Origin of the sequence: Formosa sediminum (assembly GCF_007197735.1) — a bacterium.
Taxonomy (GTDB): Bacteria; Bacteroidota; Bacteroidia; order Flavobacteriales; family Flavobacteriaceae; genus Formosa; species Formosa sediminum.
Window position 1 is genome coordinate 2,050,438 of the sequence record NZ_CP041637.1, and the last position, 15,627, is coordinate 2,066,064.

The 15,627-nt window shown below is 33.4% G+C and carries 13 protein-coding genes; 6 read left to right on the forward strand and 7 right to left on the reverse strand.

The features are described 5' to 3' along the window. Positions 1–60 precede the first annotated feature (60 nt). Complete coding sequence (locus tag FNB79_RS08980; protein ID WP_143380997.1) at positions 61–615, reverse strand: DUF2911 domain-containing protein; 555 nt, start codon at positions 613–615, stop codon at positions 61–63. 229 nt (positions 616–844) lie between these two features. Here FNB79_RS08980 and FNB79_RS08985 point away from each other — a divergent pair, with 229 nt between their 5' ends. From FNB79_RS08985 to FNB79_RS09000, 4 genes are all read left to right on the forward strand, one after another. Further along, positions 845–1,342 (forward strand): RNA polymerase sigma factor, encoded by a 498-nt coding sequence (locus FNB79_RS08985; RefSeq protein ID WP_143382597.1) that lies wholly within the window; start codon positions 845–847, stop codon positions 1,340–1,342. Continuing rightward, positions 1,326–1,928, forward strand: a complete 603-nt coding sequence (locus tag FNB79_RS08990; protein ID WP_143380998.1) for a hypothetical protein — start codon at positions 1,326–1,328, stop codon at positions 1,926–1,928. The genes FNB79_RS08985 and FNB79_RS08990 overlap by 17 nt, the downstream gene beginning before the upstream one ends. 13 nt (positions 1,929–1,941) lie before the next feature. Then, positions 1,942–3,417, forward strand: a complete 1,476-nt coding sequence (locus FNB79_RS08995) for a hypothetical protein (protein WP_143380999.1) — start codon at positions 1,942–1,944, stop codon at positions 3,415–3,417. 128 nt (positions 3,418–3,545) lie between these two features. Then, on the forward strand, positions 3,546–4,106 hold the full coding sequence (locus FNB79_RS09000; RefSeq protein WP_143381000.1) for a DUF2971 domain-containing protein: 561 nt from the start codon (positions 3,546–3,548) through the stop codon (positions 4,104–4,106). 77 nt (positions 4,107–4,183) lie between these two features. Here the strand turns inward: FNB79_RS09000 and secA are convergent, their stop codons facing one another. The 6 genes from secA to FNB79_RS09030 form a co-directional block, all read right to left on the reverse strand. Next, on the reverse strand, positions 4,184–7,540 hold the full coding sequence (gene secA, locus FNB79_RS09005; protein WP_143381001.1) for a preprotein translocase subunit SecA: 3,357 nt from the start codon (positions 7,538–7,540) through the stop codon (positions 4,184–4,186). 172 nt (positions 7,541–7,712) lie between these two features. Next, positions 7,713–7,934 (reverse strand): DUF2795 domain-containing protein, encoded by a 222-nt coding sequence (locus FNB79_RS09010; RefSeq protein WP_019387375.1) that lies wholly within the window; start codon positions 7,932–7,934, stop codon positions 7,713–7,715. Between the two features lie 148 nt (positions 7,935–8,082). Continuing rightward, positions 8,083–8,655 (reverse strand): cob(I)yrinic acid a,c-diamide adenosyltransferase, encoded by a 573-nt coding sequence (locus FNB79_RS09015; RefSeq protein WP_143381002.1) that lies wholly within the window; start codon positions 8,653–8,655, stop codon positions 8,083–8,085. Between the two features lie 95 nt (positions 8,656–8,750). Further along, positions 8,751–9,464 carry an ABC transporter ATP-binding protein gene (locus tag FNB79_RS09020; protein ID WP_143381003.1) on the reverse strand — a complete coding sequence of 238 codons (714 nt, stop codon included), beginning with the start codon at positions 9,462–9,464 and terminating at the stop codon, positions 8,751–8,753. Between the two features lie 117 nt (positions 9,465–9,581). Continuing rightward, positions 9,582–10,295 carry an O-methyltransferase gene (locus tag FNB79_RS09025; RefSeq protein WP_246073251.1) on the reverse strand — a complete coding sequence of 238 codons (714 nt, stop codon included), beginning with the start codon at positions 10,293–10,295 and terminating at the stop codon, positions 9,582–9,584. Positions 10,296–10,379: 84 nt separating this feature from the next. After that, on the reverse strand, positions 10,380–12,236 hold the full coding sequence (locus tag FNB79_RS09030) for an ABC-F family ATP-binding cassette domain-containing protein (RefSeq protein WP_143381005.1): 1,857 nt from the start codon (positions 12,234–12,236) through the stop codon (positions 10,380–10,382). A 180-nt stretch (positions 12,237–12,416) separates the two neighbouring features. On the opposite strand from FNB79_RS09030, the gene FNB79_RS09035 reads away from it, so the two are divergent. Further along, positions 12,417–13,139, forward strand: a complete 723-nt coding sequence (locus FNB79_RS09035) for a polysaccharide biosynthesis/export family protein (protein WP_246073252.1) — start codon at positions 12,417–12,419, stop codon at positions 13,137–13,139. A gap of 3 nt (positions 13,140–13,142) precedes the next feature. Next, a complete protein-coding gene (locus tag FNB79_RS09040) occupies positions 13,143–15,626 on the forward strand; it encodes a polysaccharide biosynthesis tyrosine autokinase (RefSeq protein WP_143381007.1) in 2,484 nt (827 codons plus the stop codon). Position 15,627 lies beyond the last annotated feature (1 nt).

Consider the following 15,627-nt stretch of genomic DNA (forward strand, 5'->3'; position numbering starts at 1 on the left):
TTTATAGAAAAGAAATTTTTAACATTTAAAAATGTTAAATAAACTCATTGAAATGTAATACTACTTTAAAGGAACACTAATTTTTACGTCGTCCCAAGCCATAGTAAGTGCTAAATTATCTGTAGAGTTATCAAAGGAAATTGTAAATTCTTCTACAGTATTGTTTAATTTCTCTACAGGAACTTCTAGATCTACAACATCAAAATTGGGATCTCGCATAGCTTTCATAGTTTCATCTACGCCCCATTTGTATTGTTTTTTATTAAACATTACATGCCAAACAGAATCGTTAGGGATGGTCCATAGCGTATATTTACCTGGAGGTAAAGAATCGCTACCTATGTTCAATGTTTTGTTGGTTTTAAAAGTAGTGGCTTCGTTAGCTCCTGTTCTCCAAACTTCATTATAAGGAACCAAGCCACCAAAAATTACACGATCGCGCTTAGATGGTCTGTTATAAAATACTTCTAGTTTTAAATCGTTTAATTTATATTCAACTGTGTCCTTGGGACTTAAAACCTTAGTAAAAGCGCCTTTTTCAAAATATGCATAAAGAAAAACTCCTACTGCAACGAAGACGAGGAGTATCATAATCCATTTTAAAAATCTATTCATATAATAATTGGTATTTAGGGGCGTAAAGATACTTTAAAAGATTTCTAAGTTAAAACAGAGGGGTTTAATTAATTCAATTTTAACAACACTAAAATTTTTTTTCGCCTTTTTTGCAACACTTAAAAAAAAGACACGTCTTTAAGATGTACACTAACCAAAACCACAACAAGTGAATTCCTTTTCTATTGAAATTGTAGAAGCATGTAAGCGGAATAACCGAAAGGCACAAATGCAGTTATACAACCAGTACTGCCAAGGGATGTATGTTGTTGCCAAGCGTTTTATTACAAATACTGCTGAAGCTGAAGATTTGGTGCAAGATGCTTTTATAAAGGCCTTTAGTAAACTGCATCAATTTAAAGGCAATGTTACTTTTGGGGCTTGGTTAAAACGTATAGTTGTGAATACTTGTATCGACGCGCTTAAATCTAAATCACCTCAGTTAGATGTTTTAGAAGAGGTGCACCTAAAAGTGATCGATGCAGATGCTCACGACAGTTGGGTCGTTGAAGATGATGTGACTTTAGAAGACATTAAACTAGTTATTGAAACTTTGCCAGAAAAATATAAGTATGTAGTGATGTTGTTTTTAATAGAAGGCTACGATCATCAAGAAATTTCTGAAATTTTAAATATTTCTGAAGTGGCATCACGTACACAATTATCTAGAGGAAAACAAAAATTACAAGAACTATTAAAATTGAAAACCTATGGCACAAGATATTAGAGATTTATTTAAGGCCGATAGCATTCATCAAAACGATGAAAGGTTAGCTGAAGGTCATGAAGCTCGTTTTTTGAAAAAACTAAATGAAACCTTTCCTTCAGAACCCGTGAAATCAAAATTTAATTGGTGGTCTGTAGCAGCGAGTATAGTTATTGTATTTGGGGTATGTGTTGGTGGCTATACGTTTTATAATTCTAATCAAGTTGAAGTTGAAAATACACCTACTGTAACTTCTACCGAAGACACACCTAAATCAAAAATAAAAACATTGGGTGATCTGTCTCCCGATCTAAAAAAAGTTGAAGACTATTATTTGGCGAGTATTCATACCGAATTATCTAAAGTAGAATTAACGCCGAATAATAAAGAACTGATAGACGGTTACATTCAAAGGTTAGAAGAACTAAGCGAAGAATATAAAAAGCTATCTATAGAATTAACAGAAACAGGTCCGAGTGAGTTAACCATAAATGCTTTAATCGATAATTTAAGATTGCGATTAAATTTATTATACCGGTTAAGAGACCAATTAAAAGAATTAAAATCTGAATCTGCAGTGTATACAAGCGCGCAGAAATCTTTTTAAATACAAATTTAAGATGAAACAATTATTTATAAAAACAACATTAGCATTAATACTTTTTGGGCTGTTACCTATTACTTCTTTGGCGCAACAAAAGCGTTCTAAAGCCTTACAAACTTTAAATGTAAATAAAGATGTAACTATTAATTTAGAATCAGATTACACCCATGTTATTGTAGATACATGGAATAAAAATAGCATTGAAGTGGAAGCTTTTGTAGAAAGTGATAAACGCACTCAAGCAGACTTACAAAAGGTTTTAGAACAATGGAGTGTGAATGTAAGTGGTTCTAATAGTGATGTTAATATTACGTCTAAAGGACAACAAAATTATTGGGAAATGGATTACGAGTTTGATGTAAATTCAATTTCGGCATTACAGGAATTAGAGTTTGAGTTGGCACAATTGCCACCTGTGCCTCCAATGCCAAACATTCCAAATATTCCAAAAGTCCCTGAAATGCCTAAAATGCCAAAATTACCAGAGTTGCCAGAAGGTATAAGTAGTGTAAATTTTGATTATGAAGCTTATAAAAAAGAAGGAGAAACCTATTTAGAAAAGTGGAGTAAAGGGTATCAAAAAAAATACGGGAAGGCATTTCAAGAAAAAATGAAAGTTTGGGCAAAACAATTTAGCGATTCAGGTTTTGGAGATTACGAGAAAGCCATGGAAGCTTGGGGAGAAAAATTTGGAGCAACTTATGGTAAAGAAATGGAAGAATGGGGGAAACAATTTGCCGAGAGTTTTGGAGAAGATTTTGGAGATAGTATGGAAGCTTGGGAGGCACAGTTAGAACAGTCTATTGAGCGACAAATGAATGCACAAGAACATGCTGAAGCGAGCCGAATGCACGCCGAAGCAGCAAGGCACAGCGCAAAGCAGGACAGAAACATACCTGATAGTAATCCTTATATAAAAAAAACAATTATTATTCGTATGCCTAAAAAGGCAAATTTAAAAGTGAATGTAAAATATGGCGAGCTACAATTTGTGTCGCTTATCGAAAACTTAAAGGCGCAATTGGCGCATACTAAATTAACAGCAAACACTATCGATGGAAGTTTAACTTCCATCGAAGTGGCTTATGCGCCTGTGTCTATTACACATTGGAATCAAGGACAATTAATGCTAAAATATGTAGAACAGGCTAAAATAGAAACTGTAAATCAGTTGGTGTTAAATTCAAATTCTTCTAATATACAGTTAGGGCAACTGTCTGGTAACACAATAATTAATGGGAGTTTTGGTAATTTAAAAATAGCTGAAATTACAGAAAGTTTTCAGAATCTAAATATTGTCTTAGAAAATAGCGATGCCATAATTAGCTTACCTAAAACAGCGTATAGTTTGCAGTACAATGGTAAGCAATCTCGATTTAAACATCCTAAAAAAACAACTAGCGAAAATGTCTCGACATTTTCTACCGGAGATGTAAGTAGCAATAAATCTATAATCGTGAATGCGAAATTTAGTAAGGTGCTCATGGAGTAACTCCAATTTTATGTAAGTATTGTGTGTCCTGTTACTATAGGACTTTGTGTGCCGATATCCTGAATTGTAATGGATTATCGGCTATATTTGTTTTGATGTAATAAGTTGAAGTAAATATATAATTAATTATGTTTTATAAATTTAGAGATTTTAGTAATTATAAATATTTACTTGATATATTCATTAATCAAAGAATATATGCTTCTAGTTTTAGAAATCTAAATGATAATTTTGAAGGGCAATTTTACACAGATTGTTTTCTCAAGCCACAGAGGGTTAGACTAAACCCCAAAAAAAATCAACACATAAGTATATGTTCATTCTCTGGACATTATGAAAATCATTTACTATGGTCTCATTATTCAGATGGTCATAGAGGTTTAGTTATTGCCTTCGAGTTAGATGAAAATAAATATGAAATCCAAAAAGTAAATTATAGTGGATTAAAAAACTATCATCATTTACCCCATAAATTTGTAGATATTAAATCTGTTTTTCTTAACAAAATTAAAGATTGGGAATATGAAGATGAGTACAGAATTATTCTTAAAGAACAATGCTACATTGATATCATAATTAATGAAGTTATTTTTGGATCAGAGGTGTCTGAATTGGATAAGAATCTAATAAGTAAACTAATTGAAAAAATAGATTCTAAAATAAAAATAAAAATTTATAATGAAGATTAATTTACTTCCAAAACAAAAAAGCTGTCTATTATTAAAATAGACAGCTTTTTTGTTGTTCAAATATATACTAGAAAGTATTATTCTGTAATTACCCAATCACCTTTAGCTAAAAGCGGTTCGGCTTGTTTATATTTTACAGTTTTACTTTCGCCGTTCATTACATTTTTAATTGTAACTCTATCGTTTCTTCCAATTTTTGGCTTATCGCGTACTATAGTTTCAACAACCTCTGGTTGGCGTTGTGTTTGTCCAGCAGCTCTACTTTGTGAAGCACGTTCATCTAAATTAGGAATTTCTTCCTTGGTTGTTTCTAAACGTTCCTTTTTAGGAGCTTGTTGCTTTTCTTCACTAATAGCATTCTGATCTTCACTAGGCAATTCACCTTTAAATAAGAATGAAATAACATCTTTATTAACTTGAGTAATCATGTCTTTAAACAATTCGAACGCCTCGAATTTATAAATTAATAACGGATCTTTTTGTTCGTGAACCGCTAATTGTACAGACTGTTTTAACTCGTCCATTTTACGTAAATGCGATTTCCAAGCATCATCAATAATCGCTAAAGTGATGTTCTTTTCAAAATCTGTAATTAATTGCTTACCTTCAGTTTCGTAGGCTTGTTGTAAATCGGTTACAACTTGTAATGTTTTTACACCATCTGTAAAAGGAACAACAATACGTTTAAATTTATCGCTTTGCGTTTCGTAAACATTTTTAATAATAGGGAATGCCAATTCTGCATTCTTAGCCATTTTAGTTTTATAAAAATCGAAAGCAGCTTTATAAATTTTTGCAGCTATATCTTGTACAGCTAATTTATTAAAATCTTGTTCACTTATTGGGTTGCTCATTGAGAAATAACGAATAATCTCAAAGCCGAAATTTTTATAATCGTTAGCCCCTTTATTTGTTTCTGCAATATGTTCTGCAGTATCAAAAATCATATTAGCTAAATCAACGCTTAAACGTTCACCAAATAAGGCATGGTGGCGACGTTTATAAACCACTTCACGTTGGGCGTTCATAACATCGTCGTACTCTAATAAACGTTTACGGACACCAAAGTTATTTTCTTCAACTTTTTTCTGAGCACGCTCAATAGATTTTGAAATCATAGAATGCTGAATGACTTCACCTTCTTCTAAGCCCATTTTATCCATCATTTTCGCAATACGCTCAGATCCGAATAAACGCATTAAGTTATCTTCTAACGATACGTAGAATTGAGAGCTTCCTGGATCTCCTTGACGTCCAGCACGACCACGTAACTGGCGGTCTACACGACGTGAATCGTGACGTTCTGTACCAATAATGGCCAAACCTCCAACTTTTTTAACCTCGTCTATTAACTTAATATCGGTACCACGACCTGCCATGTTTGTTGCGATGGTAACCTGTCCGGGCTTTCCTGCTTCAGCAACAATATCGGCTTCTTTTTTGTGTAATTTCGCGTTTAAGACATTGTGAGGAACTTTACGTATGCTAAGCATTTTTCCTAAAAGTTCACTAATCTCTACGTTTGTTGTACCAATTAGTATAGGGCGACCTGCTTGTGATAATTTAGAAACTTCTTCAATAACGGCATTATACTTTTCACGCTTAGTTTTATAAACTAAATCGTCTCTATCGTCTCTTGCAATAGGACGGTTAGTAGGAATTTCTACAACATCTAATTTATAGATTTCCCAAAATTCTCCAGCTTCTGTAATTGCTGTACCTGTCATGCCAGATAGCTTGCGGTACATTCTAAAGTAATTTTGAAGTGTTACGGTGGCAAAGGTTTGTGTAGCAGCTTCAATTTTTACATTTTCTTTAGCTTCAATCGCCTGGTGTAATCCATCACTATAACGACGACCATCCATAATACGACCAGTTTGCTCATCGACAATCATAACTTTATTATCCATAACCACATATTGAATATCTTTTTCAAATAGGGCATAGGCTTTAAGTAATTGATTTAAAGTGTGTATACGCTCAGACTTAATACCAAAGTCTTTAAATAATTCTTCTTTTTCGTTGGCTTCTTCTTCTGCAGTTAAGCCTTTAGCTTCTATTTTAGCCATTTCAATACCAATTTCTGGCATTACGAAAAAGTTAGGATCATCTTTACCAGAAAGGTAATCTACTCCTTTATCTGTTAATTCAACTTGATTATTTTTTTCATCGATTACATAAAACAACGCTTCATCAACCTTAGGCATCTCGCGGTTGTTGTCTTGCATGTAATGATTTTCTGTTTTTTGTAACAACTGTCTGATTCCGTCTTCACTTAAAAACTTTATTAAAGCTTTGTTTTTAGGCATACCACGATATACACGTAATAATTGGAATCCGCCTTCTTTAGTGTCTCCTGCAGCTATTAATTTTTTAGCTTCAGCAAAAACACCGGTTAAATATTTACGTTGTACGCCAACAATATCGTCTACTTTTGGTTTTAACTCTGTAAATTCTTGACGATCTCCTTGCGGAATTGGACCTGAAATAATTAAAGGTGTACGGGCATCATCAACCAACACAGAATCTACTTCATCTACAATGGCATAATGGTGCGGACGTTGTACTAAATCGTTAGGAGAGTGTGCCATATTATCACGTAAATAATCGAAACCAAATTCGTTATTTGTTCCGTAAGTAATATCGGCATTATATGCTTTTTTACGAGCTTCAGAATTTGGTTGGTGGTAATCGATACAATCTATACTTAACCCGTGAAACTCGAATAAAGGCGCCATCCAGGCGCTATCACGTTTAGCCAAATAATCGTTTACAGTTACTAGGTGTACACCTTTACCTGCTAAGGCATTTAAATACATAGGTAGAGTGGCAACTAAAGTTTTACCTTCCCCTGTCTGCATTTCGGCAATTTTACCTTGGTGCATGGCAATACCTCCAATAAGTTGTACATCGTAATGTACCATATCCCAAGTTATGGCTTTACCAGCAGCATCCCAAGAGTTTGCCCAAATGGCTTTATCTGCTTCTAAAACAACATATTCTTTGGTTCCAGAGATTTCTCTGTCAAAAGTGTTTGCGGTTACAGTAATACTGGTATTGTTTTTAAAACGTTTAGCGGTTTCTTTAACCACAGCAAAGGCTTCAGGAAGAATATCGTTTAAAACCTTTTCTGTAGCAGCATAAGAGTCGTCTTTTAAATTATCTATTTCTTGATAGATATCTTCACGTTTGTCTATGTCGTCGGTAGCGTTTGCGTCTTCTAAAAGTTTTGCTATTTGATCTTCGAAAGGTTGCCTGCCTTCTGCAATTTTAGCTTTAAAGTAAGCTGTTTTTGCTCTTAATTCGTCGTGCGATAAAGCCTCAAGTGCCTTTTCGAAGGTTTTAATTTTATCTACTAAAGGCATGATCGCTTTTACATCTTGCTTGGATTTGTCTCCTACAAAAAGCTTTAGTACAGAATTTAAAAAATTCATGCGTATATGTGTTAATAGGTTGTATTAAGTTTTGCAACTTAATAGATACAGTTATGTATATTAAATGCGTATAATTATTGCATTCAAATATACGTTTTGTTGTTATGTTTAATAAAGATTAGCATAAAAAAAAGCCTCTATAGGAGACTTTTTAACTTTTCTTTATGTAATACTAATATTCATCCTCGTTCCAGAGATAGTCTTCATCGGTAGGATAGTCTGACCATATCTCCTCAATGGAGTCGTACGAATCTCCTTCATCTTCAATGGATTGTAAATTTTCTACAACTTCTAAAGGTGCTCCAGTTCTAATTGCGTAGTCAATCAGCTCATCTTTAGTAGCTGGCCAAGGCGCATCGCTTAAATATGATGCTAATTCTAATGTCCAATACATCTGTTATTCGTTTTAATTTTTGCAAAAATAATTTTTTAGTTTAAAAAGTCAAGAAAAAAATGAATTATTTCATCATTAAATTAAAGAACGTCTTGTTTTTATAAACAAATTGACTTTAAGATGGTTAGATTACCTAAGTTACAATTGGTTATTGTTTTTCGGGAATCCACTTCACTTCGTCTGCTTTCAAATCATGAGACAACTTTCGTGCCAATACAAAAAGGTAGTCAGAAAGGCGGTTTAAATACGTTAATGTTTGTGGATTTATAGGGTCGATAGCGTTTAACTCTGAGGCTAAACGTTCTGCTCTTCGGCAAACACAACGTGCAATGTGACAGAATGACACCGTTTGATGTCCGCCAGGTAATACAAAATGTGTCATTGGCGGTAATTCTGAATTCATAGCATCTATTTCGTTTTCTAATAAAAGAATATTGGCATCATCGATTTTAGGAATATTTAGGCGCTCTTTTCCATTTTTTAATACGGCTTTATCTGGAGGTGTCGCCAACATTGCCCCAACTGTAAATAAGCGATCTTGTATGGTTATTAAAACGGATTTGTAGTCTGGATGTATGTCTTGGTCGCGTATTAACCCAATGTAAGAGTTTAACTCATCTACCGTACCGTAACTATCAATACGGATATGGTGTTTTGGTACGCGTGTACCTCCAAAGAGCGCTGTGGTCCCTTTATCGCCCGTTTTAGTATATATTTTCATGTTTTAAAGACTTAAATTTAATTGCTACCAGTAAATTTTGATACGTTTCAAAGTTACATGGAAAATTTAGGCTTTAAAAGTGAATTAAGATTTGATTAGTGCATAGGTGAGGGCACTACAATTTTTTCATTTCTAGTATCGCTTTCTATTAAACCATCGCGTAAGCGGATAATGCGATGGGCATGTTCTGCAATATCTTCTTCGTGAGTTACTAATATAACCGTATTTCCTTGTTTATGGATGGTATTAAAAAGTCCCATAATTTCTACAGAGGTTTTTGAGTCTAGATTTCCTGTAGGTTCATCGGCTAGTATTATTGAAGGTTTATTAACAAGAGCCCGTCCTACAGCGACACGCTGACGTTGACCACCTGAAAGCTGGTTGGGTTTGTGGTCCATTCTATCTGCTAAGCCTACTTCGGTTAAAACCTCCTCTGCACGCTTTGTGCGATCGGCTTTAGAGTATCCGGCATAGACCATAGGTAAAGCCACATTGTCTAAGGCTGTTGTTCGCGGTAATAAATTAAAGGTTTGAAACACAAAACCAATTTCTGTATTTCTTATTTCAGCCAAGTCGTCATCAGTCATTTTACTTACATCTTTACCGTTTAAGACATATGTTCCAGCTGTTGGAGTGTCTAAGCATCCAAGTAAATTCATTAGCGTAGATTTACCAGATCCAGAAGGCCCCATTATAGCAATATAATCGCCTCGTTTAATGGTTAAGTCTATACCTTTTAAAACATGAACGGTTTCTTGACCGAGTTTAAAATCGCGAATGATGTTGGAAATTTCAATAACGTTATCCATAAAATTTTTGCTGATGTTGGTTAGTGCAAGATACAGGAATTTTTATATGAAATAAGACGCAACACACGATGATTTGTTACAGTATATTTAAATAAAACTGTGATTTTTTTATAAAAATTATAATCTTATTGTAAAATGTTCTTTGGCTTGCTCGCTTCTAAAAAAGACAAATCCATATTGAAACGTATCTATAGTTACAGTGACTTTTGGGTGTTTTTTAATGGTTTCCCAAGCTTCGGTCATGCCTTTTGTCCAATAAATATCATCAAAAATAAATACACTGTCGTTATGAGTTTTGGGCAATAAGGTTTCAAAATAGTCTAAAGTCGCTTTCTTATTATGGTTGCCATCAAAGAGTATAAAATCGAAAGTGTTTTGTTTTAATTTTGGAATTTTAATACTAAAATCACCTATTAAAACTTCGGCATTTTTAATATTATTTTTTTTTAAGGTTTGCGCAGTAAATTTAGCAATATTGGGACACCCTTCTATAGAAGTGATTTGCCCGTCTGTATGGCCTAAAGCAATAGCATGTGTAGATATACCAAGCGAGGTTCCTAATTCTAAACTGTTTTTAAACTTAAAATAATTTGCTAAACGATATAGAAGTTTAGCACGTTTTAAAGACGCTCCAGAGTGTTTTGCAATACTTTTTACCGTTCTAATATTACTTTTTGTATACATAGATCCAGTACCTAAATCGGTAATGTGAAGCGGCGTGGTTTGTTTTAAAAGCGCACTTTTATATTGTGCTATTAACTGGTAATCGGTATGTGTTTTTTTATTGTAAAAACAGTTGGTAACCAATTGATAAACAAAGGGAGAATGCACGCCATGTTGGTTTGTAGAGCGCTTTAAAAACTTTAAATATTGTGAAATCTGATAAAACACGTGTTTAAAAATCGGGATTAAAATTTAGTCTTCTAATTTAGCAGCCAATTCAAACCAGCGTTCTTCTTTTTCCTCAATCTCTTGAATGAGTTTCTCTAATTTTAAAGATAACTCATTAATTTGATCTTGAGATAGGTCAGGATTATTAAATTTAGACTCTAATGCTGTTTTATCGAACGCTAAAGATTTAAGTTTACTCTCTATATTATTATATTCTTTTTGTTCGTTATAAGATAATTTTGTGCCAGAATCTTGTTTCCAGTTTTTCTTTTCTTTTTTATCCTCGGTAGGTGCTAATTCCGGACTGTCTTCATAAGATCTAAAATCTGAATAATTACCAGGGAAATCTTCAATAACACCTTCACCTCTAAAAACAAAAAGGTGATCTACAATTTTGTCCATAAAATAACGGTCGTGAGTTACGACAAGCAAACATCCAGGAAAATCTAATAAGAAATCTTCTAACACATTTAGGGTTACAATGTCTAAATCGTTAGTGGGTTCGTCTAAAATTAAAAAATTAGGATTCTGAATTAATACTGTGCATAAGTACAGACGTTTGCGCTCTCCACCACTAAGTTTCTCTACAAAATCGTATTGTTTCTTTCTGTCAAATAAAAAGCGTTCTAAAAGTTGCTGAGCGCTAATTTGACGTCCTTTTTTTAAAGGAATATAATCCCCAAATTCTCGCACAACATCTATTACTTTTTGATCGGGCTTAACAGCAATACCACCTTGAGTGTAATATCCAAATTTAACAGTTTCTCCTAATGTGATTTTACCACTATCTGGAGTAATAGTTTCAGTAAGAATATTTAAGAAGGTAGATTTACCTGTACCGTTTTTACCGATTATACCAACACGTTCGCCACGTTGGAAATTGTAAGTAAATCCATCTAAAATGGTTTTGTTTTTAAATGATTTTTTAACGTTATGTAATTCAACAATTTTATTACCAAGACGTTCCATATTAAGTTCTAGCTCTACTTGGTGGTCTTTACGGCGTTTGCTCGCGCGTTGCTTAATATCGTGAAAATCGTCTATTCTAGATTTAGATTTTGTAGTACGTGCCTTTGGTTGGCGACGCATCCAGTCTAATTCTTTTTTAAATAGTTGTTTGGCTTTACCAACTTCTACAGCTTCTTGCGTAATACGCGCTTCTTTTTTTTCGAGATAGTAAGAATAGTTTCCTTTATAATTATAAAGTTCGCCATGGTCTAGTTCTATAATTTCATTACACACACGTTCTAAGAAAAAGCGGTCGTGAGTTACCATAAACAAGGTCATGTTTTCTTTCGCAAAAAACAATTCTAACCATTCAATCATTTCTAAATCTAAATGGTTTGTAGGCTCGTCTAGTATTAGTAAATCGGGTTTGTTAATTAACGCATTAGCCAATGCTAAACGTTTTTTTTGTCCGCCTGATAACGTACTAACTTTTTGTGAAAAATTATCTAACTTTAACTTAGAAAGGATCTGTTTATATTGGGTTTCAAAATCCCAAGCATTATAGCGGTCCATCTGTTCAAAGGCTTTTTGATAGGCATCTGCATCTTCAGGATGGTTTAAAGCAGCTTCATAATTTCTAATTACTTTTAAGATGTCGTGATCGCCATCAAAAATAGTAGCTTCAACGGTCAGGTTGGGATCTAGAACGGGTTCTTGAGGTAAAAACGAAACCGTAATATTTTTTCTGAATATTATTTGTCCAGTATCGGGTTGGTCTAAACCGGCAAGTATGTTTAAAATAGAGGTTTTTCCCGTACCATTTTTAGCAACAAATGCAACTTTTTGGTCTTTATGAATGCTAAAAGATAGGTTTTCGAACAAGGTTAACTCGCCGTAAGATTTAGCTATATTTTCTACTGTTAAATAATTCAAGTGTGTTTTTATTTTAGAATTAGTTTACAAATATCCAAAAAGTAAACGATTAGTTTTTATATTCCTGCCGAAAACTTATATTTGTCCATAAATCACTTACCTTAATTAATGACCAAATTTTTTATAATCAGTTGTCTCGCATTGTGTCTTGCCGTCTCTGGATGCGTTTCGCATAAGGATATGGTTTACTTACAACCTTCAGAAACAGTTACAGATTCTATAGCTAAAGTTGTAGCAACTCAATCGCCATACCGTATTCAAATTTACGACATTTTAAATATTAGAGTAAAAGCGTTAGATCAAGATGCAGTACAAATCTTTAACCCGATGGGTGAAGATTTGTTAGATGCAAATAGCGATGAACGTGCTTATTTTGATGGGTTTACGGTAGATTTGCACGGTGAGATTAGAGTGCCTGCCTTGGGACGTATTAATGTGTTAGGGTATACTACAGAAGAGATTGAGAAAATCATAGAAAAAAAATTGCTTGACGAACAGTTTAAAGAAACAGCTAATATTTTTGTTACGGTTAAACTCACTGGATTAAGATATACGGTGAGTGGTGAAGTAGAGGCGCCTGGAACAAACACCTTATTCCAGGATCGCGTTAATATTTTTGAAGCCATTGCCAATGCTGGAGAAATACCAATTACCGGAGATAGAAAGGATATTCTAATAATTAGACAATATCCAGAGGGGCAAAAAATTCATCATTTAGATATTACCCGTGAAGATGTAATGCAATCTCCATATTACTACATACAACCTAATGATATTATTTACGTAAAACCACTTCCACAAAAATCTTGGGGAACTGCAGAAACAGGTATGCAAACGTTAACAACCATTGCAACAATAATTACATTAGGAACTACAACTTTATTATTAATAGATCGATTATAACGAATGACACAGTACGAGTTTGATGATCAGGACCAGATGGAATCTGGAGGTATGACCTTTGATTTTAGAGGGTATTTATTTAAAGTTTTAAACCTTTGGAAATTGGTACTGCTTTGTATTGGTATGGCATTAATTATTGCTTATTTAATAAATGTAAGAAAGCAAAATATATACAGACTAGATTCTTTAATTACAGTAGAGAATGATCAAAACCCTTTTTTTACAGCGAATACAAGTATTTCGTTTAACTGGGGAGGTGTTTCTGGTAAAGTAGGTAAGGTTATTACCTCGTTACAAACCCGAACTCACAATGAAAAAGTAGTAGATTCGCTTCAGTTTTATATTAATTATTTAAAAGAAGGAAAATATAGAAAGGAAGATATTTATAAAGATGCTCCCTTTTATTTAGAAATTGATAAAACACAAGGACAACTTTTAAATCAACCCTTAGGAATACGTTTTATAAACGACACACAATTTGAAATTTTTAAAGAATTTGAAACAGAAGATGGGCGCATACAGTTTTATGGCGACAAGCACACTAAACCGGTTAAATTACCCATAGGAAATTTTAATAATACATTTACTATTGGGCAGCCTGTTAATTTGCCTTTTGTACACTTTACTTTACAAACCAAACCCGACGTAAGCATTCAGAATAATTCCGAATATTTTGTTCAATTTTTAGATTTTGATCAGGTTGTAAATAATTATAAAGAAGCTGTAAAGACAGAACCCTTTTCTAAAGAGTCGTCATCGGTGTTAAAGTTATCTTTAGCAGGTCATAATAAAGCTAAAATTGTAGATTACTTGAATGCTACATCTGCCATTTTAAGTCGTACAGAACTAGAACGTAAAAATTTATACGCAACAAATACCATACAGTTTATAGATAGTAGTTTAGCTGCTGTAAATAATAGTCTGAAAGATGTGTCTGAAGAAATGAATACCTTTAGAAAACAAAATAAGGTGTTTGATGTAGATGTAGAGATGACAGAAGTTTCAAGCCGTTTGAGAGAATACGAAATGGCAAAAGAAATGGAGCAAACAAAACTTAATTATTTAAATGCCCTAGAAGATTATCTTCGTACTAAAACAAATTATGTCAATATTGCAGCGCCTTCTTCAGTAGGTATTGAAGAACCTAACATTCAGCAAAGTGTTGGTAAAATTACGGCTTTAGCTATAGAACGTCAGAGTTTAGAATATACTATGAAGGAAGGATCTGATCTTTTTAAAGACTTAGATCGACGAATAAATGCTGAGAAGCATGTATTATTAGAAACTATTGATGCCACCAAACGTACTATTAGATTACAACTTAGTAGCATACAACGTCAGGCTTTAAATTTAGAGTCTAAACTAAGTAATTTGCCAGAAGATCAGCAGCAGTTTCTAAAGATACAGCGTAAACTAGACATTAGTCAAGAGGCTTATAATTTGTATATGGCCAAACGTAGCGAAGCTGCAATAGTAAAAGCAGCAAATATATCTGATATTACCTCAATAGATGATGCAAAAGATATTGGAGGTGGCTTAATTGGACCAAATAAATCACTTAATTATATGATGGCACTAATGGTTGGATTTTTCTTACCGATGCTTTTTATATTTATTATTTATTTGTTAGACAATACTATTCATGGCTCTGATGAGGTTGAACGTTTATCTCGAATTCCTATTTTAGGTCTTATAGGTAAATATAAATACCACAATAATTTAGTAGTTTTCGAAAAGCCAAAATCCGCTGTAGCAGAATCTTTTAGGTCTATAAGGTCTAGTATGCAGTTTATCCTGAAAAAACAAAATACAGATCATAAATTAGGAAAAACAATAATGATAACTTCTTCTGTAAGTGGTGAAGGAAAAACGTTTACTTCTATTAACATGTCTACAGTATATGCTTTGTCTGGAAAGAAAACTATTTTATTAGGTTTGGATCTACGTAAACCTAAGATATTTGCAGATTTTGGAATTACTAATGAGCGTGGAATGGTAAATTACTTAATAGGTGAACATACGCTTAGCGAAGTCACAAGTCATACAGATGTAGCTAATTTAGATGTAATTCTTTCTGGACCGGTGCCTCCAAATCCTTCAGAATTATTAATGAGTGATGGTTTAGCCGAGCTTATTGCTAAACTCCGAATAGATTATGATATAATTGTTCTAGATACACCTCCTTTAGGTTTAGTAACCGATGCATTACAATTAACACAATTTGCTGATGCTACTATTTTTATGGTACGTTTAGACTATACTAAGAAAGGAATGTTATCCTTAATTAATGCTAAATACCGTATGGGAGAAGTTAAAAATATAAGTTTTGTTCTTAACTTTTATAAGCATAAAACAAATCATAATTATGGCTATGGTTACGGCTATGGTTATGGTTACGGTTATGGCGTGTATGGTAATGCTTATCATGAAAAAGATGAACAAAGTGGTGTGTTAGGGAAATTAAAAGCGTTAATTAATCGAAAATAAT